The sequence below is a fragment of the Geodermatophilus saharensis genome, from assembly GCF_900188205.1.
GTDB lineage: Bacteria > Actinomycetota > Actinomycetes > Mycobacteriales > Geodermatophilaceae > Geodermatophilus > Geodermatophilus saharensis.
In genome coordinates, this window is record NZ_FZOH01000004.1 from 123,070 (window position 1) to 149,563 (window position 26,494).

The 26,494-nt window shown below is 76.7% G+C and carries 28 protein-coding genes; 14 read left to right on the forward strand and 14 right to left on the reverse strand.

Annotation, left to right across the window (positions count from 1 at the left end; genetic code table 11):
- Position 1 precedes the first annotated feature (1 nt).
- Together CHC04_RS11935 and CHC04_RS11940 are read left to right on the forward strand one after the other, a co-directional pair.
- Positions 2-448 (forward strand): hypothetical protein, encoded by a 447-nt coding sequence (locus CHC04_RS11935; RefSeq protein ID WP_089404166.1) that lies wholly within the window; start codon positions 2-4, stop codon positions 446-448.
- A 28-nt stretch (positions 449-476) separates the two neighbouring features.
- Positions 477-2,699: a heavy metal translocating P-type ATPase gene (locus tag CHC04_RS11940; RefSeq protein WP_089404399.1), complete on the forward strand. Its 2,223-nt coding sequence runs from the start codon at positions 477-479 to the stop codon at positions 2,697-2,699.
- Positions 2,700-2,706: 7 nt separating this feature from the next.
- Here the strand turns inward: CHC04_RS11940 and CHC04_RS11945 are convergent, their stop codons facing one another.
- Positions 2,707-3,288 carry a TetR/AcrR family transcriptional regulator gene (locus CHC04_RS11945; RefSeq protein WP_217897324.1) on the reverse strand — a complete coding sequence of 194 codons (582 nt, stop codon included), beginning with the start codon at positions 3,286-3,288 and terminating at the stop codon, positions 2,707-2,709.
- 64 nt (positions 3,289-3,352) lie between these two features.
- Between CHC04_RS11945 and CHC04_RS11950 the strand changes: the two genes are divergently transcribed.
- Entirely contained in the window at positions 3,353-4,243 is an 891-nt protein-coding gene (locus tag CHC04_RS11950) for an oxidoreductase (protein WP_089404167.1), read from the forward strand.
- Positions 4,244-4,308: 65 nt separating this feature from the next.
- Here the strand turns inward: CHC04_RS11950 and CHC04_RS11955 are convergent, their stop codons facing one another.
- Together CHC04_RS11955 and CHC04_RS11960 are read right to left on the reverse strand one after the other, a co-directional pair.
- Positions 4,309-5,238, reverse strand: a complete 930-nt coding sequence (locus CHC04_RS11955) for a M56 family metallopeptidase (RefSeq protein WP_089404168.1) — start codon at positions 5,236-5,238, stop codon at positions 4,309-4,311.
- A 1-nt stretch (position 5,239) separates the two neighbouring features.
- Positions 5,240-5,605, reverse strand: a complete 366-nt coding sequence (locus CHC04_RS11960) for a BlaI/MecI/CopY family transcriptional regulator (RefSeq protein ID WP_089404169.1) — start codon at positions 5,603-5,605, stop codon at positions 5,240-5,242.
- A gap of 204 nt (positions 5,606-5,809) precedes the next feature.
- Between CHC04_RS11960 and CHC04_RS11965 the strand changes: the two genes are divergently transcribed.
- Genes CHC04_RS11965 through cydC form a run of 3 tightly spaced genes read left to right on the forward strand, consistent with a single transcriptional unit; the run spans position 5,810 to position 11,766 of the window.
- Positions 5,810-7,363, forward strand: coding sequence for a cytochrome ubiquinol oxidase subunit I (locus CHC04_RS11965; RefSeq protein ID WP_089404170.1), 1,554 nt, complete (start codon positions 5,810-5,812; stop codon positions 7,361-7,363).
- A gap of 12 nt (positions 7,364-7,375) precedes the next feature.
- A complete protein-coding gene (cydB, locus tag CHC04_RS11970; RefSeq protein ID WP_089404171.1) occupies positions 7,376-8,383 on the forward strand; it encodes a cytochrome d ubiquinol oxidase subunit II in 1,008 nt (335 codons plus the stop codon).
- 56 nt (positions 8,384-8,439) lie between these two features.
- The gene (cydC, locus tag CHC04_RS11975; protein WP_245817140.1) at positions 8,440-11,766 is read left to right on the forward strand and encodes a thiol reductant ABC exporter subunit CydC; all 3,327 of its coding nucleotides are present in this window, start codon (positions 8,440-8,442) and stop codon (positions 11,764-11,766) included.
- Here the strand turns inward: cydC and CHC04_RS11980 are convergent.
- A complete protein-coding gene (locus tag CHC04_RS11980) occupies positions 11,763-12,053 on the reverse strand; it encodes a hypothetical protein (protein ID WP_089404173.1) in 291 nt (96 codons plus the stop codon). The genes cydC and CHC04_RS11980 overlap by 4 nt on opposite strands.
- Positions 12,054-12,149: 96 nt before the next feature.
- A complete protein-coding gene (locus CHC04_RS11985; protein ID WP_245817141.1) occupies positions 12,150-12,788 on the reverse strand; it encodes a hypothetical protein in 639 nt (212 codons plus the stop codon).
- Positions 12,789-12,807: 19 nt separating this feature from the next.
- Here CHC04_RS11985 and CHC04_RS11990 point away from each other — a divergent pair, with 19 nt between their 5' ends.
- Positions 12,808-13,098: a hypothetical protein gene (locus tag CHC04_RS11990; protein WP_089404174.1), complete on the forward strand. Its 291-nt coding sequence runs from the start codon at positions 12,808-12,810 to the stop codon at positions 13,096-13,098.
- On the opposite strand, the gene eutC is transcribed toward CHC04_RS11990, so the two are convergent.
- The 5 genes from eutC to CHC04_RS12015 form a co-directional block, all read right to left on the reverse strand.
- Complete coding sequence (eutC, locus tag CHC04_RS11995) at positions 13,058-13,816, reverse strand: ethanolamine ammonia-lyase subunit EutC (RefSeq protein ID WP_089404175.1); 759 nt, start codon at positions 13,814-13,816, stop codon at positions 13,058-13,060. The two genes, CHC04_RS11990 and eutC, sit on opposite strands and share 41 nt — an antisense overlap.
- Complete coding sequence (locus tag CHC04_RS12000) at positions 13,813-15,228, reverse strand: ethanolamine ammonia-lyase subunit EutB (RefSeq protein ID WP_089404176.1); 1,416 nt, start codon at positions 15,226-15,228, stop codon at positions 13,813-13,815. The genes eutC and CHC04_RS12000 overlap by 4 nt, the downstream gene beginning before the upstream one ends.
- Positions 15,225-16,691 (reverse strand): ethanolamine permease, encoded by a 1,467-nt coding sequence (eat, locus tag CHC04_RS12005; RefSeq protein WP_176449967.1) that lies wholly within the window; start codon positions 16,689-16,691, stop codon positions 15,225-15,227. The genes CHC04_RS12000 and eat overlap by 4 nt, the downstream gene beginning before the upstream one ends.
- 112 nt (positions 16,692-16,803) lie before the next feature.
- Positions 16,804-17,685 (reverse strand): SDR family NAD(P)-dependent oxidoreductase, encoded by an 882-nt coding sequence (locus tag CHC04_RS12010; protein ID WP_089404177.1) that lies wholly within the window; start codon positions 17,683-17,685, stop codon positions 16,804-16,806.
- Positions 17,686-17,723: 38 nt separating this feature from the next.
- Entirely contained in the window at positions 17,724-18,158 is a 435-nt protein-coding gene (locus CHC04_RS12015) for a hypothetical protein (RefSeq protein WP_089404178.1), read from the reverse strand.
- Between the two features lie 114 nt (positions 18,159-18,272).
- Here CHC04_RS12015 and CHC04_RS12020 point away from each other — a divergent pair, with 114 nt between their 5' ends.
- From CHC04_RS12020 to CHC04_RS12040, 5 genes are all read left to right on the forward strand, one after another.
- Positions 18,273-18,899 (forward strand): hypothetical protein, encoded by a 627-nt coding sequence (locus CHC04_RS12020; protein WP_089404179.1) that lies wholly within the window; start codon positions 18,273-18,275, stop codon positions 18,897-18,899.
- Positions 18,900-18,963: 64 nt separating this feature from the next.
- The gene (locus CHC04_RS12025) at positions 18,964-19,233 is read left to right on the forward strand and encodes a DUF2277 domain-containing protein (RefSeq protein WP_089404180.1); all 270 of its coding nucleotides are present in this window, start codon (positions 18,964-18,966) and stop codon (positions 19,231-19,233) included.
- A 103-nt stretch (positions 19,234-19,336) separates the two neighbouring features.
- The gene (locus tag CHC04_RS12030; protein WP_089404181.1) at positions 19,337-19,867 is read left to right on the forward strand and encodes a hypothetical protein; all 531 of its coding nucleotides are present in this window, start codon (positions 19,337-19,339) and stop codon (positions 19,865-19,867) included.
- Positions 19,868-19,911: 44 nt separating this feature from the next.
- Positions 19,912-20,415 carry a PGPGW domain-containing protein gene (locus CHC04_RS12035; RefSeq protein ID WP_176449968.1) on the forward strand — a complete coding sequence of 168 codons (504 nt, stop codon included), beginning with the start codon at positions 19,912-19,914 and terminating at the stop codon, positions 20,413-20,415.
- A gap of 84 nt (positions 20,416-20,499) precedes the next feature.
- The gene (locus CHC04_RS12040) at positions 20,500-21,690 is read left to right on the forward strand and encodes an FUSC family protein (RefSeq protein WP_217897325.1); all 1,191 of its coding nucleotides are present in this window, start codon (positions 20,500-20,502) and stop codon (positions 21,688-21,690) included.
- A 6-nt stretch (positions 21,691-21,696) separates the two neighbouring features.
- Here CHC04_RS12040 and map (CHC04_RS12045) read toward each other — a convergent pair whose 3' ends face one another.
- The gene (map, locus tag CHC04_RS12045; RefSeq protein WP_245817142.1) at positions 21,697-22,479 is read right to left on the reverse strand and encodes a type I methionyl aminopeptidase; all 783 of its coding nucleotides are present in this window, start codon (positions 22,477-22,479) and stop codon (positions 21,697-21,699) included.
- A gap of 61 nt (positions 22,480-22,540) precedes the next feature.
- Positions 22,541-22,765 carry a hypothetical protein gene (locus CHC04_RS12050; protein ID WP_176449957.1) on the reverse strand — a complete coding sequence of 75 codons (225 nt, stop codon included), beginning with the start codon at positions 22,763-22,765 and terminating at the stop codon, positions 22,541-22,543.
- Between the two features lie 179 nt (positions 22,766-22,944).
- Here CHC04_RS12050 and CHC04_RS12055 point away from each other — a divergent pair, with 179 nt between their 5' ends.
- Positions 22,945-23,505 (forward strand): DUF6328 family protein, encoded by a 561-nt coding sequence (locus CHC04_RS12055; RefSeq protein WP_176449969.1) that lies wholly within the window; start codon positions 22,945-22,947, stop codon positions 23,503-23,505.
- A gap of 21 nt (positions 23,506-23,526) precedes the next feature.
- Here the strand turns inward: CHC04_RS12055 and map (CHC04_RS12060) are convergent, their stop codons facing one another.
- Positions 23,527-24,297, reverse strand: a complete 771-nt coding sequence (gene map, locus CHC04_RS12060) for a type I methionyl aminopeptidase (RefSeq protein WP_089404184.1) — start codon at positions 24,295-24,297, stop codon at positions 23,527-23,529.
- 53 nt (positions 24,298-24,350) lie between these two features.
- On the opposite strand from map (CHC04_RS12060), the gene CHC04_RS12065 reads away from it, so the two are divergent.
- Positions 24,351-24,620, forward strand: a complete 270-nt coding sequence (locus CHC04_RS12065; RefSeq protein ID WP_089404185.1) for a helix-turn-helix domain-containing protein — start codon at positions 24,351-24,353, stop codon at positions 24,618-24,620.
- Here the strand turns inward: CHC04_RS12065 and CHC04_RS12070 are convergent.
- Positions 24,523-26,172, reverse strand: a complete 1,650-nt coding sequence (locus CHC04_RS12070) for an HNH endonuclease signature motif containing protein (RefSeq protein WP_245817143.1) — start codon at positions 26,170-26,172, stop codon at positions 24,523-24,525. The two genes, CHC04_RS12065 and CHC04_RS12070, sit on opposite strands and share 98 nt — an antisense overlap.
- Positions 26,173-26,494: the final 322 nt, after the last annotated feature.

The window sequence follows — 26,494 nt, forward strand, 5'->3', positions numbered from 1 at the left end:
CGTGCGCGCCCCCGTCCGGCTCGCCGCCCCGGCCCTGGGCCTGGCCGCCGCCCACGGCGCCGGGTGGGGCGTCGGCGCGCTCGTGGGCCCGGTGGCCGCCGCGCCGGCCGCCGAGGAGCACGCCGGCGACGTCCCTCACACCGAGGGTGGTCACGCCGGGGCCGCTGCGGAGGCGCCGCACGACCGGCCCGCCGGCCTGGCCGTCTCCACCGAGGGCCACACCCTCGACCTCGCCGCCGGCGCGCTGCCCGCCGGGGACGCCGTTCCGCTGTCGTCCCGCCTGCTCGGCCCCGACGGCGCACCGGTGACCGCGTACGAGACCCTGCACGAGCAGGACCTGCACCTCGTCGTCGTCCGCCGCGACCTCACCGGCTCCCAGCACCTGCACCCGGCCCTCGCCGCCGACGGCACCTGGACGACGACGACCGCACCGCCGTGCTCCCCGTGACCGCCCGGAGCGCCTCGTGACCGGCCCCATGCAGATCGAGCTGTCGATCGGCGGCATGACCTGCGCGTCCTGCGCGGCCCGCATCGAGAAGAAGCTCAACCGGCTCGACGGCGTCACCGCGACGGTCAACTACGCCACCGAGAAGGCCCGGGTCACCTTCGGCGACGGCGTCGTCCCCGAGGACCTCGTCGCCACCGTGCAGAAGGCCGGCTACACCGCCGCGCTGCCCGCGCCGCCGCAGGAGGAGGCCCCGGAGGCCGACCCGGACGCTGCGCTGCGGCAGCGGCTGGTCGTCTCGGCGGTGCTGAGCCTGCCGGTGGTGCTGCTCGGCATGGTCCCGGCGCTGCAGTTCGAGTACTGGCAGTGGCTGTCGCTGACGCTCGCCGCGCCGGTCGTCGTCTGGGGCGGGCTGCCCTTCCACCGCGCCGCGTGGACCAACCTGCGCCACGGCGCGGCCACCATGGACACCCTCGTGTCGCTGGGCACCGGCGCGGCGTTCCTGTGGTCGCTGTACGCGCTGTTCCTCGGCACCGCCGGCGAGCCCGGCACGACCCACGGCTTCTCCCTCGCCGTCACCCGCACCGACGGCAGCGGCGACGTCTACCTCGAGGCCGCGGCGGGGGTGACCACCTCCCTGCTGGCCGGCCGCTACGCCGAGGCCCGCGCCAAGCGCCGCGCCGGCTCGGCCCTGCGCGCCCTGCTCGAGCTCGGCGCCCGCGAGGTGTCGGTGCTGCGCGGCGGCGCCGAGACCCGCGTGCCGGTGGAGCAGCTGCACGCCGGCGACCTGTTCGTCGTGCGGCCCGGCGAGCGGGTGGCCACCGACGGCGAGGTCGTCGAGGGCTCCTCGGCGGTCGACGCCTCGATGCTCACCGGCGAGTCGGTGCCGGTGGAGGTCGGCCCCGGCGACCCCGTGGTGGGCGCGACGGTCAACGCCGGCGGCCGGCTGGTCGTGCGCGCCACCCGGGTCGGCGCGGACACCCAGCTGGCGCAGATGGCGCGGCTGGTCGAGGAGGCGCAGAACGGCAAGACGCAGGTGCAGCGCCTGGCCGACCGCGTCTCCGGCGTCTTCGTGCCCGTGGTGCTGGCGCTGGCCGCCGGCACGCTCGGCTTCTGGCTGGGCACCGGCGCGGGGCTGGCCGGGGCGTTCCCCGCCGCCGTCGCCGTGCTGATCATCGCCTGCCCCTGCGCGCTCGGCCTGGCCACGCCGACCGCGCTCATGGTGGGCACCGGCCGCGGCGCACAGCTGGGCATCCTGGTGCGCGGCCCGGAGGTGCTGGAGTCCACGCGGCGGGTCGACACCGTCGTCCTCGACAAGACCGGCACCGTCACCACCGGCCGGATGAGCCTGACCGGCGTCGTCGCCGCCGACGGCGAGGACCCCGACGAGGTGCTGCGCCGGGCCGGTGCGCTCGAGGACGCCTCGGAGCACCCGATCGCCGCGGCCGTCGCCGCCGCCGCCCGCGAGCGGCTCGGCGCGCTGCCCGCCGTCACCGGGTTCGGCAACGAGGCCGGGCTCGGCGTGCGCGGCACCGTCGACGGCGTCCCCGTGGTCGTCGGGCGCCCCGCGCTGGTCGGCCCGCTGGCCCCCGAGCTGGCCGAGGCCGTGGCCACCGCGGACGCGGCCGGGCGCACCGCGGTCGCCGTCGGCTGGGACGGCGCGGCGCGCGGCGTGCTCGTCGTCGCCGACACCGTCAAGCCGACCCCGGCCGCGGCCGTGCGGCAGTTCCGCGACCTCGGGCTGCGGCCGGTGCTGCTCACCGGCGACTCCGCCGCCGCAGCCGCCGCGGTGGCCGCGGAGGTCGGCATCGACGACGTGGTGGCCGAGGTGCTGCCGCAGGACAAGGTCGAGGCCGTCCGGCGGCTGCAGGCGCAGGGACGCACCGTGGCGATGGTCGGCGACGGCGTCAACGACGCGGCCGCCCTCGCCCAGGCCGACCTCGGGCTGGCCATGGGCACCGGCACCGACGTGGCGATCCGGGCCAGCGACCTCACCCTGGTGCGCGGCGACCTGCGCGCCGCGGCCGACGCCGTCCGGCTGGCCCGCCGCACGCTCGCGGTGATCAAGGGCAACCTGTTCTGGGCGTTCGCCTACAACGTCGCGGCGATCCCGCTCGCGATGGCCGGCCTGCTCAACCCGATGATCGCCGGTGCGGCGATGGCCCTGAGCTCGGTGTTCGTCGTCACCAACAGCCTGCGGCTGCGTCGGTTCGCGCCGCTGCCGGGCAACGCGACCTCCGCCGTCCCCGGCTGACCCGCGCTCACCGGGGCCGCAGGCCGTCGAGGAGGGCGTCGACGGTCTGCACGAGCAGCACGTCGACGTCGCCGCCGCGCAGCACGCCGCTGACCGACAGCGCGGCCACCCCGTGCAGCGCGGCCCACAGCGCGGTGGCCAGCGCGGCCGGGTCCCCGGCGCGCACCTCGCCCCGGGCCTGCGCGTCGGCGACCACCGCGTCCGGCCCGGACAGCCCCGGGCCCTCGTGCGACTCACCGGCGGCCTTGCCCGCGAACATCAGCTCCAGCAGCGCGGGCTCCCCGGTGGCGAAGTGCACGTACGCGCGGCCGAGCGCGAGCAGCCGGGGCCGCAGCCCGGCGCCGGCCCCGGGGTCGGCGGCGGCCAGGGCGGAGTCGAGCCGCTCCCACCCGGCGCGGGCCAGGGCGGCGAGGAAGGCCTGCCGGTCGGGGAAGTGCCGGTTCGGGGCGGCGTGGCTGACGCCGAGGTCGCGGGCCAGCGCCCGCAGCGACAGGTCGGCCACCGTGCCGGTGCGCAGCTGCTGGGCCGCCCGGTCCAGCAGGGCGGCCCGGAGGTCCCCGTGGTGGTAGGGCTGCTCGGCGGTGCGCACGTCGCGGCAGCGTACTCGGAGTAGGCGTTGACTACATTGTTGACGGCGACTACATTCACTCGGCATGACGATCCCCTCGATCCCCATCCCCTCCCAGGCCGGCCGCACCGCCGTCGTCACCGGCGCCACCAGCGGACTGGGCCTGGCCACCGCCCGGGCACTGGCCGACGCCGGTGCCCGCGTCGTGCTCGCCGTCCGCGACGTCGCCCGTGGCGAGGCGGCCGCCGCCGACCTGGCCGGCGAGGTCGAGGTGCGCCGGCTGGACCTCGCCGACCTCGCCTCGGTGCGGGAGTTCGCCGCCGGGTGGAGCGGCCCGCTCGACCTCCTGGTCAACAACGCGGGGATCATGATGGTCCCCGAGGGCCGGACCGCCGACGGCTTCGAGCTGCAGTTCGGCACCAACCACCTCGGGCACTTCGCACTCACCGTGCAGCTGCTCCGGCACGTCACCGACCGCGTGGTCACGGTCTCCTCGACGGCCCACCGCGTCGGCTCGATCGACCTCACCGACCTCAACTGGGAGCGCCGCGCCTACTCCCCCGAGCGGGCCTACGGCCAGTCGAAGCTGGCCAACCTGCTGTTCACCCTGGAGCTGCAGCGCCGGCTGACCGCGGCCGGCTCGCCGGTGCGCTCGATGGCGGCCCACCCGGGCTGGGCGGCGACCGAGCTGCAGGGCCGGACCGGCAACCGGGTCAAGCACGCGGCGATGGCACTGGGCAACCGCGTGATCGCGCAGTCGGCCGCGCAGGGCGCGCTGCCCACCGTGTTCGTGGCCACCGCGGACCTGCCCGGCGGCAGCTACGCCGGCCCCGACGGCGCGTTCGAGGTCCGCGGCGAGCCGACGCTGGTCGGGCGCACCCGCGCGGCCAGCGACCCCGACCTGGCCGCCCGGCTGTGGGCGGCCTCCGCCGAGCTCACCGGCGTCGACCTCCCCGCCGTCCTGGCCGCCGTCTGAGCACTTCCGCGGACGTGCACGGGTCCCCCGCCCCCTGGCCGTGCACGTCCGCGGACGTGCGCGGCTCACACGGCGGGGAGGAGCAGCAGGGCGGTCGGGACGAGCAGCAGCAGGCCCGCGCACAGCAGCGCGGCGGCGCGGGCCGCCGGCGGCAGCGGCGCCGGCGGGGACAGCAGCCGCACCACCCGGGCGCCGACGGCGCTGCCGCCCACCGACAGCGCCCCGCTCGGCACCCCGCCACCGGGACCACCGGCCGCGACGACGATCGCCTGGGCCAGCGTCCGCCGCGGGTCCGGCCCGCGCAGCGAGGTCAGCGCCCGGTCGTCGGCGCGCATCTCCACCAGCTCCCGGACGGCGGCGTGCGCCCGGGCCGCCGCCGGGAGCACCGGCAGCGCCGCCTCCCAGGCCACGAACGGCAGCAGGTAGAGGTGGTGGTGCTCGGCCAGGTGGGCGCGCTCGTGGGCGACGACGGCGGCGAGCTGGTCGTCGTCGAGCTCGGCGACCATGCCCGAGGAGAGCACCAGCAGCGGGCGGGCGCCGGGGATGCAGAAGGCCACCGGCGCGGGGTGCTCGAGCAGCCGGGCGTCGGGGACGGCGTCGGCGGGCCGCACGACCAGCTCGAGCAGCTCGCGGTGCCGGCGGCGGGTGCGGGCGGTGCGAGCCCAGGACAGCGCGAGCACCCCGAGCAGCTCCAGGGCGAGGACGGCGGCCAGCGTCAGCGTGACCCAGTGGTCGCCGCGGACGGGGTCGCGGGCCGGGTCGCCGGTGAGCACCGCCGCGCCGGCCTCGGGCAGCGAGTGACCCCACGGCGCCAGGCCGTGCACCAGCAGCGCGCCGATGATCGACAGGCCACCGGCCAGCCCGATCGCCTGCCAGCACACCAGCGCCACGAGCGGGTCGCGGCGGGGCCAGCGGGCGCGGCCGAGCAGCGCCGGCACCGGCCAGGCCAGCGCCGCGGCGAGAACCGCGAGCGCCGCGGCGGTCGCGGGCAGCACGTCAGCGGGTGCCGGCGTCCGGCGCGCTCCCGTCCAGCAGCTGCCGCAGCATCCGGGCCTCCTCCGGGTCGACGCCGCCGACGAACCGGGCCAGCACCGCCTGCCGGTCACCGGAGCGGCCGAGCACCTCGTGCATGAGCTCGGCGGCGTGCTGCTCGCGGGTGGCCCGCGGGCGGAAGCGGCGCGGCCGGGCGTCGTCGTGCTCGACGAAGCCCTTGGTCTCCAGGCGGGACAGGACGGTGTGCACGGTGGTCAGGGCCAGCTCGCGGTCGGCCAGCGCGTCGCGCAGCTCGGCCGCCGCGACCGGCCCCTCGGCCGCCCACAGCACGTCCATGACGGTGCGCTCCAGGTCTCCCAGCGACGCCACGGCTCCTCCTGTCGGTCGTCCTCTACACATCGTAGAACGCCGCTCACGCGCGACGCCGGACCGCTCGTCCCGGCAGGTCAGGACCTTGGTCCCTGCCTGTCCGGAGGGTCACACGCCGAACGTCTACGGGTCGTAGAAAACCCGTTCTACGGAGCGTAGAAAGAGTGTGTCGGCGCAAGGCGGCACAGACGAGGAGCAGCGCGCGTGGACGTGCTCGACATCGCCCGGTGGCAGTTCGGCATCACGACCGTCTACCACTTCCTGATGGTCCCGCTGACCATCGGCCTGGGGATCCTGGTGGCGGTGATGCACACCACGTGGGTGCGCACCGGCAAGCCCGAGTGGCTGCGGATGACCCGCTTCTGGGGCCGCGTCTACCTGGTCAACTTCGTGCTCGGCGTGGCCACCGGCCTGGTCCAGGAGTTCCAGTTCGGCCTGGCGTGGAGCGAGTACTCGCGCTTCGTCGGCGACGTCTTCGGCTCGCTGCTGGCGATGGAGGCGCTGCTGGCCTTCTTCCTCGAGTCGACGTTCCTCGGGCTGTGGATCTTCGGCTGGGGCCGCATCCCGAAGAAGCTGCACCTGGCCGCGCTGTGGGCGGCGGTCATCGGCTCGATCGTCAGCGCCTACTTCATCATCGCGGCCAACTCGTGGATGCAGCACCCGGTCGGCGTCACCGTCGGCGAGGACGGCCGCCCGCGGCAGGTCGACTTCCTCGCCGTGCTGACCAACAACACGGCCCTGGCCGCCTTCACCCACGCGATCGTCGCCGCGCTCATGGTCGCCGGCGCCCTGCTCGTCGGCATCGGCCTGTACCAGCTGCGCCGGCGGAAGCTGGCGCAGGCGCCGACCACCGACGTCGACCAGTCCGTGTGGCGCCGCTCGGTCCGGCTCGGCGGGTACGTCTCGCTGGCGGCGTTCGTGCTGGTCGCCGTCACCGGTGACTGGCAGGGCAAGCTCATGTACCAGCAGCAGCCGCTGAAGATGAGCTCCGCCGAGGCGCTGTGCGAGACCGAGGCGCCCGCGCCGTTCTCCGTCTTCGCCTGGGGCAAGCTCGGCTCCAACGAGTGCGACGACGTGCACAGCTGGACCGTGCCCGGCCTGCTCTCCTTCCTCGCGCACAGCGACTTCGAGACCGCCGTCCCCGGTGTGAACGACCTGCAGGAGCAGTACTCCGAGGTCTACGGCGCCACCTACCCCGACGACCCGAGCTTCGGCGACCGCGCCGGCCAGCCCATCGACTACACCCCGGTGCTCGCGGTGACCTACTGGAGCTTCCGGCTGATGATCGGCATGGGTGCCGTCTCGGCGGGGGTGGCGGCCTACGCCCTGTGGGCCACCCGCCGCGGCAGGGTCCCGACCTCGCGGATCGGCGTCTACGGCTCGCTGGCCGCCGTCGGCGCGCCGTTCGTGGCCAACGCCGCCGGCTGGATCTTCACCGAGATGGGCCGCCAGCCCTTCGTCGTCTACCCCAACCCCGACGTCCCCGTGGACGAGCAGGTGTGGTTCTTCACCGCCCAGGCCGTCTCCCCCGGCATCAGCGCCGCCGAGGTGTGGACCTCGCTGATCAGCCTGGGCCTGCTCTACGGCGCCCTGGCCGTGGTGGAGCTGTTCCTCCTCGTCCGGCTGGTCCGCCGGGGCGTCACCACCGGCGACACCACCCCGACACCACCGGCGGTGGGCAGCTCCCGCCGGGACGACGACGCCCCGCGTCCCGGCGACGACCGCAGCGACGACGACGTCCTCTCCTTCGCCTACTAGGAGCGCCTGACCATGGACCTGCAGACCCTGTGGTTCGCCGCCGTCGCGGTGCTGTGGACCGGCTTCCTGCTGCTGGAGGGCTTCGACTTCGGCGTCGCCGCGCTGCTGCCGGTGCTCGGCCGGAGGACGGCGGACCGCCACCTCATGCTGCGGACGATCGGACCCGTGTGGGACGGCAACGAGGTCTGGCTGATCACCGCCGCCGGCGCGGTGTTCGCCGCCTTCCCCGGCTGGTACGCCACCTGGCTGCCGGCGCTGTACCTGCCCTTCGTCGTGGTGCTGCTCGGCCTGATCGTGCGGGCGGTGGCCTTCGAGTGGCGGCACAGCTCGCACGACCCGCGCTGGGACGCCGCGTGGACCCGCGTCATCACCGGCGGCTCGCTGGTGGCCGCCGCGGGTGTGGGAGCGGCGCTGGGCGCCACCACGCTCGGCCTGCCGATCGACGGTTCCGGCACCCGGGTCGGCGGCGCGTTCGCCGGCCTCGGCTGGTCCTCGCTGCTGGGCGCGGCCGCGGTGGTCGGCTTCTCGCTCGTGCACGGCGCGCTGTTCCTCGCGCTCAAGACCGACGGCCCGGTGCGGCTGCGGGCGCGGGCGTTCGCGCTGCGCTGGTCGCCGGTGGCCGCGCTGCCGCTGCTGGCCTGGGCGGGGCTGGTGCAGCTGCGCTCGGGCACGCCGGTCACCGCGGTGCTGTGGCTGGCCGCCGGGCTGGCCGTCGTCGTCACCTGGACCCGGGTGCGGCTGGACCGCGAGGGGCAGGCCTTCGCCGGCTGGGCGACCGTGCTGGTGGCCTCGGCGGCCACCCTCTTCGGCGCGGCCTTCCCCGTGGTGGTGCCCTCGACGGTCGACCCGGCGTTCGACGTGACGATCGCGCAGGCCTCGGTCAGCGACTACACGCTCACCGTCATGACCTGGGTGGCCGCGATCGGCCTGCCGGTGGTGCTCGCCTACCAGGCGTGGACGTACTGGGTGTTCCGCCGCCGGCTGACCGCCGAGCCGGTGCACGAGCCGGTGGCGGCATGAGGAGCCGACATCGCGACGATGGCTCCCTGCGGGGTCCGCTCGCGCCGCTGGCCGGCGTGCCCGGGCTACCGGGCGCGCTGGCCCGGGCGGCGGCCGCCGCCCTCGGGTCGACGGCGGGGCTGGTGCTGCTGGCGGCCGGTCTGGCGCACGCCGTCGCCCGCGCCGCGGGGTACGCCGACGGCGCGGTGACCGGGCCGCTGGCGCTGGCCGCGGCCGGGGCGCTGCTGCGTGCGGTCGCCGGGACGCTCGGTGAGCGGGCCGCCGTCCGCGACGCCCGCCGCGCCGAGGACGCGCTGCGCCGCTCGCTGCTCGAGCGGCTGGCCGCCTCACCGGCCGCGGTCGCCGCCGCCGGCGGTCCCGCGCCCGCCGCGGTGCTGGCCACCACCCGGCTCGCCGACCTCGCACCCGGTCTGGCCGGCTACCTCCCCGCGCTGGCGCAGGCCGCCGTCGTCCCGCCGGTGCTGCTGGTGGTGCTCGCCGCCACCGACCTGCTCTCGGCCGGCCTGGTCGCGGTGACCCTGCCGCTGGTGCCGCTGTTCCTGGCGCTGGTCGGGCTGGCCACGCGGGACGGCACCGCCGGCGCCGCCCGGGCGCTGGACCGGCTGGCCGCGCACGTCGCGGAGCTGGTCCGCGGGCTGCCGGTGCTGGTGGGCCTCGGCCGCGCCGCCGAGCAGGTGGCCGCGCTCGCCGAGCTGGGCGAGGCCTCGCGCCGGCGGACGCTGGCCACGCTCCGGCTGGCGTTCGTGTCCGCCCTCGTCCTCGAGCTCATCGCCACGCTGTCGGTCGCGCTGGTCGCGGTCACCGTGGGCCTGCGGCTGGTGCACGGCGACCTCGACCTCGCCGTCGGGCTCACCGCGCTGCTGCTCGCGCCGGAGGCCTTCGCCCCGCTGCGCGCGCTCGGCACCGCCCACCACGCCGGGGAGGCCGCGACGCTGGCCGCCGCCGAGGCCCGCGCGGTGCTCGCCGCCCCCGCGGGCCGCTCGCCGGTCACCGCGGCCGACGGCGACGACCCGCGCGGCGCCGACGTCGCCGTCACCGGGCTGACCGTGCGCCACCCCCGGCGGGCGGTGCCCGCGCTGCCGCCCACCGACCTCGTGCTGCGCCCCGGCGAGCTGGTCGTGCTGCGCGGTGCCAGCGGCTCGGGCAAGTCGACCCTGCTGGCCGCCCTCACCGGCGCCCTCGACCCGGCCGCGGACGTCGCCGGCACGGTCACCGGGGTCCCCGGCGGCGGCGTGGCGCTGGTCGCCCAGCACCCGCGGACGACGGCGCCGACGGTCGCCGACGAGCTGCGCCGGCACGCCGCGCCATCGCCCGGCGCGGACGCCGTGGAGGCCGAGGGGTACGTCGTCGAGGCGCTGGCCGCGGTCGGCGCCGGCGACCTGGCCGGCCGCGACTGCACCACCCTCTCCCCCGGCGAGCTGCAGCGCGTGGCCGTGGCCCGGGCGCTGGTGCGGGTCCGCCGCGGCGCCCGGCTGCTGCTGCTCGACGAGCCGACCGCGCACCTCGACGGGGCCTCGGCCGCCCGCGTCGCCGCCGTCCTCGCCGGCCTGCGCGGCACCGTCACCGTCCTGCTGGTCACCCACGACCCGGCCCTGGCGGAGCTCGCCGACCGCACCGTGACGCTGCCCGCGGTGCCGGCGGTGCCCGCTGCTGTCCCGACGGGATCGGCGGTCTCGTCGGTTCCCGGGCCCCGGGGCGACGAGATCGCCGATCCCGCGGGCAGTGGGGCCACTCCCGTGCCGACGACGGCGCTGGGCTGGCCGCGGCGGGCGCTGCTGCGCGCGGTCGCGGCCGGCACCGCGTCGGCGGGCGCGGGCGTCGCGCTCACCGCGGTGAGCGGCTGGCTGATCGTGCGCGCGGCGGAGATGCCCCCGATCCTCACGCTGCTCGTGGCCATCGTCGGCGTGCGGGCCTTCGGCCTGGGGCGCGCGGGGATGCGCTGGGTCGAGCGGCTCACCGCGCACGACGCCGCGCTGCGGATGGCCGCCGACCTGCGGGTGCGGGTGTGGCGCGCGCTGGCCGCCCAGGGCGTGGCCGCCGACCGGACGCCGGGCAGCGCGCTGGCGCGGGTCGTCGGCGACGTCGGGCTGGTGCAGGACCTCTCGGTGCGCGTGGTGCCACCGGCCCTGGTCGCCGTCACCGTCCCGGCGCTCACCGTCGCCGCGCTGGCGCTGGTCTCCCCTGCCGCCGCGGGCGCCGCCGGCCTCGTGCTGGCCGCCACCGCCGCGCTGGTGCTGCTGGTGCACCGCCGGCTCGACGCCGGTGCCGCCCGCGCGGAGGGCACGCTGCGGGTGACCGCGCTGCGCGACGTCACCACGGCGCTGGAGGGCGCGGCCGACCTGCGCGCCCACGGCCTGGCCGCCACCACCGCCGCCGACCTCGCCGCCGTCGCCGCCCGGCGCTCCGCCGTCGCCGCCACCGGCGCCCGGGCCGGTGCGCTGGGCGGCGGGCTGGTCGACCTCGGCACCGGCCTGGCCGCGGTGCTGGCGACCGCCGTCGGTGCCGGTGCCGGGCTGACCGGCCCGCAGGTCGCGGTGCTCGGCCTGGCGCCGCTGGCCCTGGCCGAGCCGCTGGCCGGGCTGGTGTCCGCGCTGCAGCGCCGCGGCGCGCTGGCCGACGCCCGCGCCCGCCTCGACGCCGTCCTCACCGCCCCGGTGCCCGCCGACCCCGCCGAGCCCCGGCCGGTCCCGGCGCCGGTGCGCGACCTCGCCGTCACCGACCTCGCGGCCGGCTGGCCCGGCGGCCCCGACGTGCTGCGGGGGCTGACCGCGTCGGCGGCGGCCGACGGCGGCTGGCTGGTCGTGCGCGGCCCGTCGGGCGCAGGGAAGTCGACGTTCCTCGCGGTGCTGCTGGCCGCCCTGCGCCCGCGCGGCGGCCGCTACACCCTCGGCGGGGTCGACACCGCGGCGCTGACCGGGGACGGGGTCCGCTCGCGGGCGGCCTGGCTGCCGCAGGAGGCGCACGTGTTCGCCTCGACCGTCCGCGCGAACCTGGCGCTGGCCGCACCCCGCGGCGAGCTGACCGGCGCCGACGGCGAGCCGCGGATGACCGCCGCGCTCACCGCCGCCGGCCTCGGCCCGCTGCTGGCCGGGATGCCGCAGGGCCTCGACACCCCGGTCGGCGCGGGCGGCACGGCGCTCTCGGGCGGGGAGCGGCGGCGGCTGGCCGCGGCCCGGGCGCTGCTGGCCGACCGTGACGTCGTCCTGCTCGACGAGCCGACCGCCCACCTGGACCCGCCGACCGCGGCCGCGCTGGTCGCCGACCTGCGCCGGGCGCTGGCCGGCCGGGTGGTGGTGTGCGTGACCCACGACGACGCTGTCGAGCGGGCCGGCGACACCGTGCTGCGGCTTGGCGCGGCGACCCCGACCCCGGCCTTCGTCTAGCGCGGCGGGACCCGGCGGACCTCGAAGCCGGGGCTGCGGGGCAGGGCGGGGTCGGCGACCAGCGGCACCCCGGCGGGGTCGCCGAGCAGGCCCGGGATCGTGCCGCCGGGCTGCGCGGCCAGGCGCTCGAGCAGCTCGGGCCGGACGCGGATCTCCCGCGGCGGGGCGGCGCCGGGCTCCCAGGCGACGGCGAGCAGGTGCCGGCCGAGCAGGTCGCCGGCGGGGCGGATCGGGGAGAGCGGCGCGACCGGGGCGGTGCTGCGGACGGCGAGGGTGGCGGTGGCCATGGCGAGCCTCCTGGGCGGTTCCCCGTGCTCGGTGCAGCTGTCTTCTGTGAGGTCCTGCCTACTCCTGAGGTGTGACGGTTCCGGGCTGATACCGGGTCAGGGAGCGGGGACGTCGACCGGGATCTCGGCGCCGAGGGTGGCGCCCTGCAGCAGCCGCAGGTCGTCGCCGGACCAGAAGCTGCCCGGGTCGTACGCGTTGCGCGGCCGGTCGGCGGGCAGCAGCCCCATCGCCGTGTAGGTGGCCGCGACCAGTTCCGCGCAGAACACCGTCTCGGCCGCGGTGCCCCGGCGCAGCCGCCCGTTCAGCCAGCCGCCGACCAGCCCGCGGGTGGTCGGGAACGGCCGGCCGTCGAACCGCGCGACCGTGCGCAGGACGGCGTCCTCCATCTCCCGGGTCACCCCGCCGTCGTCGGCCGGGCCGACCAGCTGCCGCAGCCAGGCGCGTTGTCCGTAGCGCTGCCGCCAGGTGAGGACGGCGTCGCGCAGGTCGTGCAGCTGCACGCCGCGCTGGTGCTGCCCGGTCCAGGCGTCGGGCAGCGAGCGGCCCAGCTCGGCGTGCCACAGCAGGGGCGGGAGGTCGTCGAGGACGACGGCCATGCCGACGTGGTTGACCGGTGCGTTGGTCAGCGCCCGGATGGCGCGGTCGGCGACCGAGGCGCCGCGGAAGACCCAGACGTCGCCGGTGCGGGTGAGCTCGACCGCCTCGTCGAGCGGCAGGAGGCGCGGCGGGGTCACGCGGCTACGGTAGGCGACCGTGCGCGTCCCGAAGCGGCTCTGGAAGGTGCTCGGCCTGGCCGGGCTGGCCGGTGTCGCGGCCACCGGCGCGGTGCTGGTCCGCGACGAGCGGCAGCGCCGCGCCCACACGCCCGACGAGATCCGCGCCCGGCTGCACGAGCGGCACGCCGCGGCGGTCACCGGTCCCGACGCCGAGCCGCCCGGCCCCGTCGAGGTGCCGCCCCGCCGCCGGCTCCCCCGCCTGCCCCGGCTCCCCCGCCTGCCCCGGCTCAGCCGGCGCCGGGCGGCAGCGCCGGCCCCTCGTCCTTGAGCGCCACCCCGGAGGCGCCGAGCTCGCGGGCGGCGGTCAGCAGCGCCGCGACGGTGTCGGCGGCCTGCGCGTAGGACAGCCCGTGCGGCGGGCGGACGTTGGACACGCAGTTGCGCTCGGAGTCCACCCGTCCCGGCCGCGGGTCCCAGGTCAGGTAGACCCCGAGGGAGTCCGCCGACGACAGACCCGGCCGCTCCCCGACGAGCACCACGACCGCGCGGGCGCCGAGGACCTCGCCCACCGCGTCGCCGAGCGCCACCCGCGCCTGGGTGGCCACCACCGGCGGCGCCAGCGACCAGCCGGGCAGCCGCTCGCGCAGCGCGGCGACCAGCCCCGGCCCGTGCTCGTGCACCGCGCGCGGGGAGAGCCCGTCGGCCAGCACGAGCGCCAGGTCGGCGTCGACTCGCGGGAGCGCCGTCCCGTCGGCCAGCCGCCGGCCGAGGTCGGGGCGCTGCAGGTAGGTGGCCCGGTCGGGCGCGGCGGAGGCGACGACGAGCACCTCGCCGCCCAGCTCCGCCCGCAGCGCCTCGACGTCGAGCGGGGAGTGCACGGCGTCGCGGGCGGCGGCGTGCGCGGCGCGGAACTCCAGCTCGCGGTGCGTGGGCAGCGCGTCCCCGGCCCGGCCGAGCGCCACCCGCGCGCGGGTGGCCGACCGCAGCACCGACCACGGGTCGTCCCCGACGGTGCCGTCGTCGCGATGAAGCCCTTGGCCGGTCACGGGGTCGCCGCCGCGAGCAGGGCCTTCGCCGCCGGCGCGTCGGGGGCGAGCTCGCGCACGCGGCCGGCGTCGTCGAGCAGGTCCATCCGGGCCAGCCACGCCTCGAACTCCGGCGCCGGCCGCAGCCCCAGCACCGAGCGGGCGGTGAGCACGTCGGAGAACGACAGCGACTGGTAGTGCAGCATCACGTCGTCCATCCCGGGGACGGCGATGAGGAACGAGCAGCCGGCCGCCCCGAGCAGCAGCATGAGCGAGTCCATGTCGTCCTCGTCGACCTCGGCGTGGTTGGTGTAGCAGACGTCCACGCCCATCGGCAGGCCGAGCAGCTTGCCGCAGGCGTGGTCCTCCAGCCCGGCGCGCAGCACCTGCTTGCCGTCGTAGAGGTACTCCGGGCCGATGAACCCGACGACGGTGTTGACCAGCAGCGGCGAGAAGTGCCGGGCGACGGCGTAGGCGCGGGTCTCCAGCGTCTGCTGGTCGACCGGCCGCCCGCCGATGCCGAGGTGCGCGCCGGCCGACAGCGCCGACCCCTGCCCGGTCTCGAAGTACGTGACGTTCTCGCCCACGGTGCCGCGGCCCAGCGCCAGCGCCCCGGCGCGGGCCTCGGCCAGCAGGTCGAGGGTGACGCCGAAGCCGCGGTTGGCCTCCTGGGTGCCGGCCACCGACTGGAACACCAGGTCCACCGGCGCGCCCTGCTCCAGCGCCCGCAGCGTGGTGGTCACGTGGGCCAGCACGCACGACTGGGTGGGGATCTCGTAGCGGCTGATGACCGCGTCGACCAGCTCCAGCAGTGCCACGGTGCGGGCCGGTGAGTCGGTGGCCGGGTTGATCCCGATGACCGCGTCGCCCGAGCCGTGCAGCAGCCCGTCGAGGATCGAGGCGGTGACCCCGACCGGGTCGTCGGTGGGGTGGTTGGGCTGCAGCCGCGACGCCAGCCGGCCGGGCAGCCCGATCGTGCTGCGCAGCCCGGTCACCACCCGGGTGCGCCGGCCGACGGCGACCAGGTCGGCGTTGCGCATGAGCTTCGACGTCGCGGCCACCATCTCCGGGGTCAGCCCGGGCGCCAGCGCGCTGATCGCCGCCTCGTCGCCGGCCGCCGCCCAGGCCAGCAGCCGGTCGCGGAACTCCCCCACCGTCAGCGACGCCACCGGCGCGAACGCCGCGGCGTCGTGGGTGTCGAGGACGAGGCGGGTGACGTCGTCCTCGTCGTAGCCGACCACCTGCTCGTCGAGGAACGTGGCCAGCGGCAGGTCGGCGAGCACGGTCTGCGCGGCCACCCGCTCGGCGGCCGACCCCGCCGCGCACCCGGCGAGCACGTCACCGGAGCGCGGCGGGGTGGCCTTCGCCATCAGCTCGACCAGTGTCGGGAACTCGTACGTGTGCCCGCCCAGCGTCGCGCGGCGCACGGTCACTCCATCTCCTCCTCCGCGCGAGCCAGCAGCTCGAACTCCTCCTCCGGCGCGGAGGCCACCAGGTGGTGGCGGCTGTAGAGGGCGAACCAGGCGAGGAAGACGACGTAGGCCGCGAGCGTCCACAGCGCGGCGGTCACGTCGACGAGGAAGGTGGCCACGACCGCGGCGGCGGCGAGCACCAGCGCGACGCCGGTGGTCGCCGTCCCGCCGGGGGTCCGGTACGGGCGCGGCAGGCCCGGCTCGCGGCGGCGCAGCACGATGTGGCTGACCATCATCAGCACGTAGGACACCGTCGCCCCGAAGACGGCCATGTTGAGCAGCATCGCGCCCTGGCCGGTCAGCGACAGCAGGAAGCCGATCGCGCCGGGCACCAGCAGCGCCAGCACCGGCGCCTTGCGGGCGTTGGTCACCGACAGCGCCCGCGGCAGGTAGCCGGCGCGGGAGAGCGCGAAGGTCTGCCGCGAGTAGGCGTAGATGATCGAGAAGAAGCTGGCCACCAGCCCGAACAGGCCGGCGTAGTTCACCACCCGGGTCAGGCCCTCCGACGCGTCGGAGGCCGCCAGCGCGTCGACCGGCGGGTTGCCCGAGGCCGCGATCGCCGACGAGCCGGCCGCACCCGGCGTGAACACCAGCATGAGGACGGCGAGCACGACCAGCACGCCCATCGCGGCGACGATCCCGCGCGGCATCGACCGGGCCGGGTCGCGGGCCTCCTCGGCGGCCAGCGGCACGCTCTCGACGGCGAGGAAGAACCAGATCGCGAAGGGGAACGCCGCCCAGATGCCCATCAGCCCGTACGGCAGGAACGACGAGGCGCCGGCGGCGTCGGTGGGCGCGATGTCGAGCAGGTTGCCGGCGTCGAACTGCGGGACGGCGCCGACGAGGAAGACCACGAGCCCGGCCAGCGCGACGACGGTGACGGCGAACATCGCCTTGAGCGCCTCGCCGACGCCCATCAGGTGGATGCCGATGAACAGCGCGTAGACGACGAGGTAGACCCACCAGCCGTCGGTGATCCCGAACAGCCCGAGGGACTCGACGTAGGCGCCGATGAAGGTGGCGATCGCGGCCGGCGCGATGGCGTACTCGATGAGCACCGCGACGCCGGTCGCGTAGCCGCCCCAGGGACCCAGCGCCCGCCGGGCGAAGGTGTAGCCGCCGCCGGCGGTCGGCAGCGCCGAGCCCAGTTCGGCCAGCCCGAAGACCATCGCGGTGTACATGACCGCCATGAGCACGACGGCGACCAGCAGGCCGCCGAAGCCGCCCTGACCCAGGCCGAAGTTCCAGCCGGCGTAGTCACCGGAGATGACCGCGGAGACGCCCAGCCCCGCCAGCAGCAGCCAGCCCGCCGTGCCGGTGCGCAGCCGGCGCTTCTCCAGGTAGCCGGCGTCGACCTTCTCGGCCTCCACGCCCGCGTGGGCCGGGCGGGCCGAGGTGGGGCGGGCGGTGGGATCGGCGGTCATGGGCGCTCCCGCGGTCGGCCCGCCGTCGGCGGGGAGCGCCAGCCTGTCGCTGTGCCGGGTTCGGGGTCAACGGGCTGCGACGGAACGGAACACCCCGTTCACGAACGCCGGCTCAGGGGATGCCGTGCCAGCGCCCCCGCTCGGCGTTGCCGGCCGGCCGCGACTCGAACACGTTGCCCTCGGTGGGCGGGGTCCGGTCGTCGTCGGCGAGGGCGAACACCCGCAGCAGCGGCCCGACCAGGGCGTCGTAGACGGCGGGGAGCAGCCGGAAGCCGAGGATGACCACCGGGTTGGCGAAGCCGGACTGGACCAGCCGCCGCGGCCGGTCCAGCCGGGCGACGACCGAGCGCGCCACCCGCTCAGGGGAGTAGATCGGGATCGGCGGGCGGCCCTTGAGGCCGATGTAGCTGCCGGCCTGTGAGTAGATGGGGGTGTTGACACCGCCGGGTGCCACGGCCGACACGGAGACGCCCGGGACGTCGCGGGTCTCCTGCTGCAGCACCCGGACCAGGCCCAGCTGGCCCCACTTCGCGGCGATGTAGCTGCCCATGAGCGGCGTGGTCACCGACGCCAGCAGCGAGCTGACGACGACCAGGTGCCCCTCGCCCTGGCGGCGGAACACCGGCAGGACGACGCGGGCGAGGTTGGCGGTGCCGTGCAGCGCGGTGTCGACCACCCGCTCGTAGACCGCCTTGGGCACGTCCTCGACGCGGCCGTAGGCCACCACCTGCGCGGCGTGGACGACGACGTCGAGGCGGCCGAAGCGGGTCACCACGCCGTCGACGGCGGTGCGCAGCGCCTCCTCGTCGAGCACGTCGGCCGGACACACGACGACGTCGGCCGCGCCCTGCTCCTTGACCTCCGCCGCGGTCTCCTCCAGCGCCTCGCGGCCGCGGGCCAGCAGCACCAGGTGCGCGCCCCGCTGGGCGAAGAGGCGGGCGGTGGCGCGGCCGATGCCACTGGAGGCACCGGTGATCAGCACGGTCTGCGGCATGCGGGGACGTCTCCTCGGCTCGGTGGACGGCTCCCCGGCTACCCAGGTCCGTTGTCCGCCATGCGATCGGGCACGTCGAGGCGATCGGGCACGTCGAGGCGGTCGAGGACGGCGAGCAGCCGGCCCGGTCCGGTCACCGCCGTCGCCTCCGGCAGCCGGGCGCGCAGCCCCCGGTCGGCGGTCACCGCGAGCACCGCGCGGTCCCGCGCCACCAGGTCGGCGGCGGTGGCGACCAGGGCGTCGTCGCCGCTGCCGGGTGCGCGCACGAGCCGGACGCCCGGGGGCGCCTCGGCGTCGCGGGCGGCGCCCTCCACCACGACCACCACCTCGCCGACGACCACGCCGTCGACCCGCCGGCCGGGCACGGCGGCCAGCCGCCGCAGCAGCCGCGCGGTGGCCCCGGCCCGGTCCCGCCACCAGCCGTCGGGGCGGGCGCCGACGACGTTGGCCGCGTCGACGAGCAGGACCGTCACGGCGCCCTCCTGTCGGGTGAACGCGGCGGGCTCCGGTTCGTGGTGATCACCGCCGGGTACCCGCAGGTCGGTCAGGCGTTCCCGACGGGGCCGTCCACGAGACGAGGAGGACCGGTGGCGAGTTCCGACCGTACCCAGTACGACCACGACGCGACGGTGGCCGGCGAGGGGGCGCACGCCACCCGTGGCCCCGCCCGCGACGCCGTCGACGCGCAGCGCGACCGCTTCGGCGGGATCAAGTGGGGGGCGGCGTTCTTCGGCTGGCTGTCGGCCAACGGGCTGGCCGTGCTGCTCATCGCCCTGGTGTCGGCGGCCGGGGTGGGCCTGGGCCTCGCGCAGGGCGTCGACAGCGTCGACGAGGCCACCGACCAGGCGGCCGGCATCGGGCTCGGCGGGGCGATCGCCGCGCTGGTGGTGCTGTTCCTCGCCTATCTCGCCGGCGGGTACGTCGCCGGCCGGATGGCGCGCTTCGACGGCGTCAAGCAGGGGCTGGCGGTGTGGGTGATCGGCCTGCTGGTCGTCGTGCTGCTGGCCGTGCTCGGGTACGCGTTCGGCTCGGAGTACAACGTGCTGCAGCAGCTGAACCTGCCGCGGATCCCGGTCGACGAGGGCACGGCCACCACCGCCGGCCTCGTCACGCTGGCCGCGGTCGTCGTGGCCACGCTGGTCGGCGCGCTGCTCGGCGGCAAGCTCGGCACCCGCTACCACCGCCGGGTCGACCGCGCCGGCTACCGCTCCTGAGGCACCGGAGGGCCCGGTCCCCGGATCGGGCCCTCCGGTCGTACCCCGGCCATACGCTGCGGGCATGTGCCGCAACATCCGCCCGCTGTCGAACTTCGAGCCGCCGGCGACCCACGACGAGGTCCACGCCGCGGCGCTGCAGTACGTGCGCAAGATCAGCGGCTCGACGCGGCCGTCGCGGGTCAACGCCGAGGCCTTCGACCGCGCCGTCGCCGAGGTGGCCGCCGCCTCCGCCCGGCTGCTCGACGCGCTGGTCACCACGGCCCCGCCGAAGGACCGCGCCGTCGAGGCGGAGAAGGCCCGCGCCCGCGCCGCCGTCCGCTACGGGACCTGACGCGCAGCGGGTCGTGCACGACCGAACCGCCGCCCGCGGGCATGGGGCGGGTCGGAACGGGTAGGTCGGGAACTCCGATCCCCCGAGCACCTGGAGTTCCGACATGGCCCGCAACACCCTGTCCCGCGCGCTGCACGACCTCGGCCTGTCCGCCTGGTTCGGTGGCACGCTGGCCAACGCCGTCGCCCTGAACGCCGCCGCCGCCGAGGCCGGCAAGGACACCGGCCGGGTCGCCAACGAGGGCTGGAACCGCTGGACGCCGGTCAACGCCGTCGCGATCGGCGCCCACCTCGTCGGCAGCGTGGGCCAGCTGATCGGCAACCGCGGCCGCGTGGCCCAGCAGCAGGGCGTGGCCGGCATGTCGGCGGCCAAGACGCTGCTGACCGCCGCCGCCCTCGGCGCCACCGCCTACAGCCGCTCGCTGGGCATGGTCGTCAACAGCCAGGACAACCCCTCGGCGAAGTCGGGCACCAAGCCGACCAAGCGCACGAAGGCCGAGATCGCCGCCGCGCAGGAGCAGCTGCAGACGCTGCAGTGGGTCATCCCGGCCCTGACCGGCGCGCTGGTGTGGGTGAGCTCCTACGCCGGTGAGCAGCAGCGCCCCAGTGAGGTCCTCAAGGGCGTCTCGCGCTGACCGCACCCCGCACCGCACCCGCACCGCGAGCCCCCGGGGGAACCGTGGACCGCACCGCCACCCGCAGCGTGACCTTCACCGGCAACCGGGCCGGCGAGGGCCGGCGGCACGACGACGGGCCGGGCGGAGCGACCCGCTGTCCCGACTGCACCGACGGGTTGGGCCGGCCGCGTCCGGTGGAGCCGGGGTCGTGGCGCGACCGCGTCCGGGAGAACCCGGCGCTGGCGCTGCCCTACCGGATCGCCGTGTTCATCGCCGGCCTGCTGTTCGTGCTGCTCGGCCTGGCGCTCACGGTGCTTCCCGGCCCGCTCACCATCCCGCCGGTCCTGGTCGGCCTCTGGGTGTGGTCCACGGAGTTCGAGTGGGCGCGGCGGATCTTCGCCACCTTCCGCCGCAAGGCCGTCGACACCTGGCGGCACGCCAGGCAGCACCCGGTCAGCTCGCTCGCGGTGACCGTCGGCGGCCTCGCCGCGGCCGCGCTGGTGTTCTGGGCGGTCGGCCACTTCCACCTGGTGGACCGCGCGACGAGCGCCCTCGGCCTCGGCTGATCCCTGCGGCACCCGGCCGCCGTCCGCGCACCGCGGACGGCGGCCGGCGCGTGTCCGGCCCCGGTGGTGGGAACACCGACACCCGTGGCCGGATCGCACGCCCTGCCGCGCCGACTGCCCCGGCTGGTGCGCCGGGGGCGCACCCCCGGCCTGCGCACCGCCAAGACCGTGCTGGCCGCGGTGCTCGCGTTCCAGCTCGCGACCTGGCTGGACACCAGCAGCTCGCCGGTCCTCGCCCCGCTGACCGCGCTGCTCGTCGTCCAGCTGACGATGTACGAGACGCTGACGACCGGGTGGGAGCGGATCGCGAGCGTCACCGCCGGTGTGCTCATCGCGGCGCTGTTCGCCTCCGTCGTCGGGCTGAGCTGGTGGAGCCTCGGCCTCGTCGTCGCGATCTCGCTCGTCGTCGGCCGGCTGCTGCGCCTGGGGCCCAACCTGCTCGAGGTGCCGATCAGCGCGATGCTCGTGCTGGCCGTCGGCGGCGCGGAGAGCGCGGCGCTGGACCGCGTCACCGAGACGCTGGTGGGCGCGGCCGTCGGTGTCCTGGTGAACCTCGTGATCGCGCCGCCGCTCTACGTCCAGCCGGCCGGTGAGGCGATCGCCGAGCTGGCCGAGCGCATGGCGGAGTTCTGCGAGGACCTCGCGGCGTCACTCCGGAGCCCGTGGTCGCGGCGCCTCACCGACGAGCTGCTGGCCCGCGCCCGCGGGCTGGGGACGGAGGTGGCCCGGGCCGACCGCCGGCTGGCCCGCACCGAGGAGAGTGCCCGCCTCAACCCGCGCGGGCGGGCGGCCCGCGAGGCCCAGCCCCGGCTGCGCAACACGCTGACCGCCCTCGAACGGGTCCACGTCAGCCTGCGGACCGTCGCCCGCGTGCTGCTCGACCGCACGTACTTCGTGCCCGAGGACGAGGCCGACCGCGCCTGGGCAGAGCCCGCACGGCAGGCGCTGGCCGACGTGCTGCTCGCCGTCGCGACCACCGTGCGCGACGCCGGGGCCGTGGCGGACGGCACCGGGCCGACCTCCGGCATCGACCCGGCGTGCCTGGACACGCTGCTGGAGCTGCGCGGCCGGCTGGCCGACGCGCTGCTGGTCGATCCCCGGGCGGACCCGGCCGCCTGGTCGCAGCACGGCGCGCTGCTCGACGCCGTGGACCTGCTGCGGGTGGAGCTGGCCACGGCCCTGCAGCCGCCGTCGACGTCGTGGGCGCCGCCGCCGCTGGGTGCGGCCGGCCGGCGCGCCGTCCGCCGGGCCGTGACCCGCCGCCGGCGCCGGTGACCGCGGTCAGAGGCGGGTGAGGACGACCGGCCCGTCGTCGGTGACCGCCACGGTGTGCTCGACGTGCGCGGCGCGCCGGCCGTCGGCGGTGACCACCGCCCAGCCGTCCTTCTTGTGCCGGTAGCGCTCGTCGCCGGCCAGCAGCATCGGCTCGATGGCCAGCGTGCTGCCGGCGTGCAGCCGCACCCGGTCCAGCCCGGTCTGCGGGCGGTTGGGCACGAACGGCGGCTCGTGCATGGCGCGGCCGATGCCGTGCCCGCCGTGGTCGGGCAGGTGCGCGAAGCCGTACCGGCGGGCGACGGCGTCGACGGCCTGCGCGACGTCGAGCAGCGTGGCCCCGGGGACGGCGGCGGCGATGCCGGCGGCCAGGGCCTCCTCGGTGGCGGTGACCAGACGGGCGTCCTCCTCGGTCCCGCTCGACCCGATCGGGATGGTGATCGCCGCGTCGCCGTTCCAGCCGTCGACGACGGCGCCGCAGTCGATGCTGAGCAGGTCGCCGTCCTTGAGCCGCTGGCCGCTGGGCCGGCCGTGCACCACGACCTCGTTCGGCGACAGGCACAGCGCGCCGTTGTAGGCGGTCGGCGCCCAGGCGGGCCTGTAGCCGAGGAACGACGACGTCGCGCCGGCCTCGCGGATGCAGGTCTGCGCCAGGTCGTCGAGGTCGCGCAGCCGGACGCCGGGGACCGCCGCCTCCCGCACGGCCGCGAGCGTCTGCGCCACCACCCGGCCGGCGTCGCGCATGGCGTCGAGTTCGTCGGCGGTGCGGGGGGTCAGCACGAGCAGGTCCACACCCCGACGGTACGAGACCGGCCGCCGTGGCCCGCGCGTCCGCGGCGGCCGGCGCCGGGGGTCAGACGCCGGGACGGCGGACGTCGGTCGGGTCGGGAGTCCGGAAGGCGGTGTTCACGTCCTCGACGGCAGGGGCCTGCTCCTCGGTCGGATCGGGCTGGTCGGTCTCCGCGGAGCGGTCGGGGTCCTCCCCCGCGACGCCGAAGCCCTCGGCCGGCGCCGGTGCGCCGGCGCCGGGGTCGGCCGCGGCGATCTCCTCGGCCGGGCCGTTCGCGTTGGGGGTCATGGGTTCCCACATCGACGTCATGGCGGTCCGGTACCCGCCGGTCGGCCGATCGGGTGACCATCGGGCGACCGGCGGGTGACCGGACGGCGGCCGGCAGGTGACGACCAGGCGTCCGGCGGGCATACAGGCCGGATCACGGCGGAGCCGTGGGCGGGGGCGGACGGAGGAGGTGCCGGGAGATGGCCACCACGGGATCGGGGCAGCGGGCACGGCCGGGCGGGCGGGCGGGCGGGCGGTCGGCTGCCGCGCACCAGGACGGGCGGGGTGCCGACGGCCGGGACGAGACGCACGCCGAGCGGATCGACCGGGAGCTCATGGAACTGCTCAACGAGCTGCGGATCGCCCTGCCCGGTGTGCAGTTCCTGTTCGCCTTCCTGCTGGTGGTGCCCTTCCAGCAGGCCACCGAGCGGGCGACGGAGTTCCAGCGCGACGTCTACTTCGTCACCCTCGTCGCCGCCGTCGTCGCCACGGCGCTGCTGATCTCGCCGGCCGCCCAGCACCGCGCGCTGTTCCGGCAGCACGACAAGGAGGACCTGCTGCGGCGGAGCAACCGCCTGGCCTTCTCGGGTCTGTGCGTCCTGGCGGTGGCGATCGTGTCGGCGGTGGTGCTGGTCGTCGACTTCCTCTTCGCCCTCCCCCAGGCGCTCGTCACCGGCGGCCTGGTCGCCGTGCTCCTCGGCTGGCTGTGGATCGCCAGCCCGCTGCTGCAGCGTGCCCGCGGGGGCACCGGCGGGGAGTGACCCGAGGGGCGCGGGCGGCACTCACCCGGTCCGGGCGGTCAGGACGCGGGGGCCGTCGTCGGTGATGGCGACGGTGTGCTCGACGTGGGCCGCGCGGCTGCCGTCGACCGTGCGGATGCTCCAGCCGTCTCCGTCGATCCGGTAGTCGTCGCCGCCGGCCGTGAACCACGGCTCGATGGCGAGGACCAGCCCCGGGCGCAGGCGCAGCCCGCGGCCCGCCCTGCCGTCGTTGGGCAGGTAGGGGGCCTCGTGCATGGTGCGGCCGACGCCGTGGCCGCCGTGCTCGGTGTTGACGCCGTAGCCGGCCGCTCGCCCGACCGCGCCGATCGCGGCCGAGACGTCCCCCAGGCGGCCGCCGGGGACGGCCGCGCCGATCCCGGCCCGCAGGGCCCGCTCGGTCGTCGCGACCAGCGCCGCGTCGGCCGGGCCGACCGTGCCGATCGGGACGGTGACGGCGGAGTCGCCGACCCAGCCGTCGAGGTCGGCGCCGGCGTCGATGCTGAGCAGGTCGCCGTCGACCAGGCGCCGGTCGGTCGGGATCCCGTGCAGGGCCACGTCGTTGACCGAGGTGCAGATGACCGCGGGGAACGGCGGCATCGACCGGTGCGGCCGGTAGCCGAGGAACGGCGACCGCGCTCCCGCCCGGGCCAGCACGTCACGCGCCACGTCGTCCAGCTCGCGCAGGCGCACACCGGCCACGGCGTGCCGGCGCACGGCCGTGAGCACCTGGGCGACGACCTGCCCGGCGGCGTGCATGGCGTCGATCTCCCCGGGCGTGCGCAGCTCCACCATCGTCCGGACCTCCTCGACGACCGGTATTGGTATACTGGTATTAGTATCACGGCATGGTGCGCCCGCCGCTGTCCCCGGCCGAACGCGAGCGCGGCCGCCGCCTCGGAGAGTTGCTGCGCTCCGCTCGTGGACCGCGCAGTCAGGCGGCGGTGGCCGCCGCCTCGGGGGTGAGCCTCGAGGCGCTGCGGAAGATCGAGTCCGGCCGGATCCCGATGCCGGCGTTCTTCACCGTGGCGGCACTCGCCGGGGCGCTCGGCCTGTCGCTGGACCAGGTCGCGTCGGCGCTGTCCGCGAAGTCGGACGACGTCCGGCGCACCGCCTGACCCCGAGCGGTCGGGGCCCTGCCGGGCAGCTGACGGAGGCAGGGATCAGGGGAGACGGCGACGAGAACGGTGGCGGGTCGTCGTCCGGGTCGGCCGGTTCGTCGGCTTCCGGTGGTGGTTCGGGCGCCTTCGGTGGTGGTCGCAGGCCCGGTGGTCGGGTCGTGCGGGTGATGCCGGATGGGGTGGTGACGGTGAGTGTCCCGTCGGGGCTCATCTCGAAGCGCCAGCCGCGGGCGAAGGTCTTGAGCCGGTGGTGGGAGCGGCACAGGCAGCAGAGGTTGGCGCAGTCGACGGCCCCGCCGTGGGCGTGCGGGATGACGTGGTCGGCGTCGGCCCAGCCGACCCGCTGGCCGCAGGAGGGGAAGCGGCAGGTGCGGTCGCGGGTGCGCACGAACGCCTGCTGCGCCGCCGAGGGCGTGTAGCCGTCCCGGCCCGCCGGCCGGTCGAGCACCGCACATCCGCACTCGGCGTCCGGATGCTCTCGGCAGCCGCGGGCGGCCAGCCGGCGCAGCCGGTCCAGCGTCGCGGTCGCACGCAGCGTGCCGTCGTCCTCGGTCAGCGCCACCGTCACCGACCCGCCCTGCGGTGCCTGCACGCCCAGCGCGTCGAGCTGTCGCAGCAGCTCGCGCAGATGCTCGGCCGTGATGGGCAGCCCGTTCACCTCACCGGCCTGCGCCGACCGCCCGGCCAGGGCGGCCAGGGTGGCGACGACGTGCAGGTGCGCCGTGACCGCCGTCCCCGGCTGCCACGGCCGCTGCAGCAGATCGGCGAACACGGCGGTGCGCAGCTGCCCGATCGGGCGCGGATCACCGTCCACCTTCAGCATCCGCGCCAGCTGGTCGACCACCGCGTGGCAGGCGGCGGCCACGTCGGTGGGTAGCTCGGCGGCGATGGTGCTCATCCCGTCCGACGGGGAGGGGTAGACGCGCACGTCGGCATGCCGTTCGGCGGACTTGCGCCGCTGGTCGACCGCGTCTGAGTCGGCCTCCAGCAGGAGTTCGAGTGCCCGTTGCTTGAGCTTCCGGACGGTCAGCTGTGCCGCCTCGGGCAGCACGGCGGCCTCGATCCGGCGGGCGAGGGCCGGGTCGGTGTGCTGCAGCACGTCGGCCAGCGCCTTCGCGCGGGCCTCGTCGAGGTCGCCGGTGGCGAGTGCGGCCCAGGTGGCGGGGAGGCGCTCGCGGTAGGTCCAGGCGCGGGTGGCCAGGTGGTTGGCGGTACCCCGGCCGCAGTTGAGGATCACGGCCAGTTCTGCGGTGAAGAACTCCGACACCCTGGGCAGCTCGGTGTCCGGCGCCCACGACCCGCGCCCCCTGGCGCCCGGCGTGCCGGGCGCCGGGTCCAGGTCGGAGGGCCGGGCCTCGGCCAGCCGCAGCACCAGCTCCGCCTCGTAGGCGGCCTCCATCGCCCGGCGCTGCTGCACCCGCTGCAACTCAGCGGCGGCCTGCTCATCGGACAGCATCGCCACGGGCAGCCGCTGCACCCGCGCCGGCCGCGCGAGCAGCCACCCGGCGAGCGCCCGCTCCACCGGTGACACGTACTCCGCGACCTTCACGACCCCGAACCTACGCACGGGGTACGACAGAAACGGGGCTCTGACCAGGAGCAACGCGACCGAGCGCGATATAGATCGCGTCGGCGACGTCGTCGGGGTCCTCGTGTTCCCAGAACCGCAGCGCGCGCCACCCGAGCCCGGTGAGGACGGCGTCGGCGCGGCGGTCGCGGGCGGTGTTGCCGGCCAGCTTGGCCGCCCACCACGCCTGGTTGGCCTCCGGCAGGTGACCGCAGGTCGGGCACCCGTGCCAGAAACACCCGGCAAGGACCCCGTCCCCCTCACCCCTCGCAAGCTCGGGGCGAGCCTCCGGACGGGGCCGCGG

Excerpts from the sequence above, each read along its gene's own strand:
- CHC04_RS11940 (WP_089404399.1), top strand. The coding sequence starts at position 477 with ATGCAGATCGAGCTGTCGATCGGCGGCATGACCTGCGCGTCCTGCGCG.
- cydB (WP_089404171.1), top strand. The coding sequence starts at position 7,376 with ATGGACCTGCAGACCCTGTGGTTCGCCGCCGTCGCGGTGCTGTGGACC.
- CHC04_RS12010 (WP_089404177.1), bottom strand. The coding sequence starts at position 17,685 with ATGCCGCAGACCGTGCTGATCACCGGTGCCTCCAGTGGCATCGGCCGC.
- CHC04_RS12050 (WP_176449957.1), bottom strand. The coding sequence starts at position 22,765 with ATGACCCCCAACGCGAACGGCCCGGCCGAGGAGATCGCCGCGGCCGAC.
- eat (WP_176449967.1), bottom strand. The coding sequence starts at position 16,691 with ATGACCGCCGATCCCACCGCCCGCCCCACCTCGGCCCGCCCGGCCCAC.
- CHC04_RS11950 (WP_089404167.1), top strand. The coding sequence starts at position 3,353 with ATGACGATCCCCTCGATCCCCATCCCCTCCCAGGCCGGCCGCACCGCC.
- CHC04_RS12065 (WP_089404185.1), top strand. The coding sequence starts at position 24,351 with ATGGTGCGCCCGCCGCTGTCCCCGGCCGAACGCGAGCGCGGCCGCCGC.
- CHC04_RS12055 (WP_176449969.1), top strand. The coding sequence starts at position 22,945 with ATGGCCACCACGGGATCGGGGCAGCGGGCACGGCCGGGCGGGCGGGCG.
- CHC04_RS12030 (WP_089404181.1), top strand. The coding sequence starts at position 19,337 with ATGGCCCGCAACACCCTGTCCCGCGCGCTGCACGACCTCGGCCTGTCC.
- CHC04_RS12025 (WP_089404180.1), top strand. The coding sequence starts at position 18,964 with ATGTGCCGCAACATCCGCCCGCTGTCGAACTTCGAGCCGCCGGCGACC.
- CHC04_RS11980 (WP_089404173.1), bottom strand. The coding sequence starts at position 12,053 with ATGGCCACCGCCACCCTCGCCGTCCGCAGCACCGCCCCGGTCGCGCCG.
- map (WP_089404184.1), bottom strand. The coding sequence starts at position 24,297 with ATGGTGGAGCTGCGCACGCCCGGGGAGATCGACGCCATGCACGCCGCC.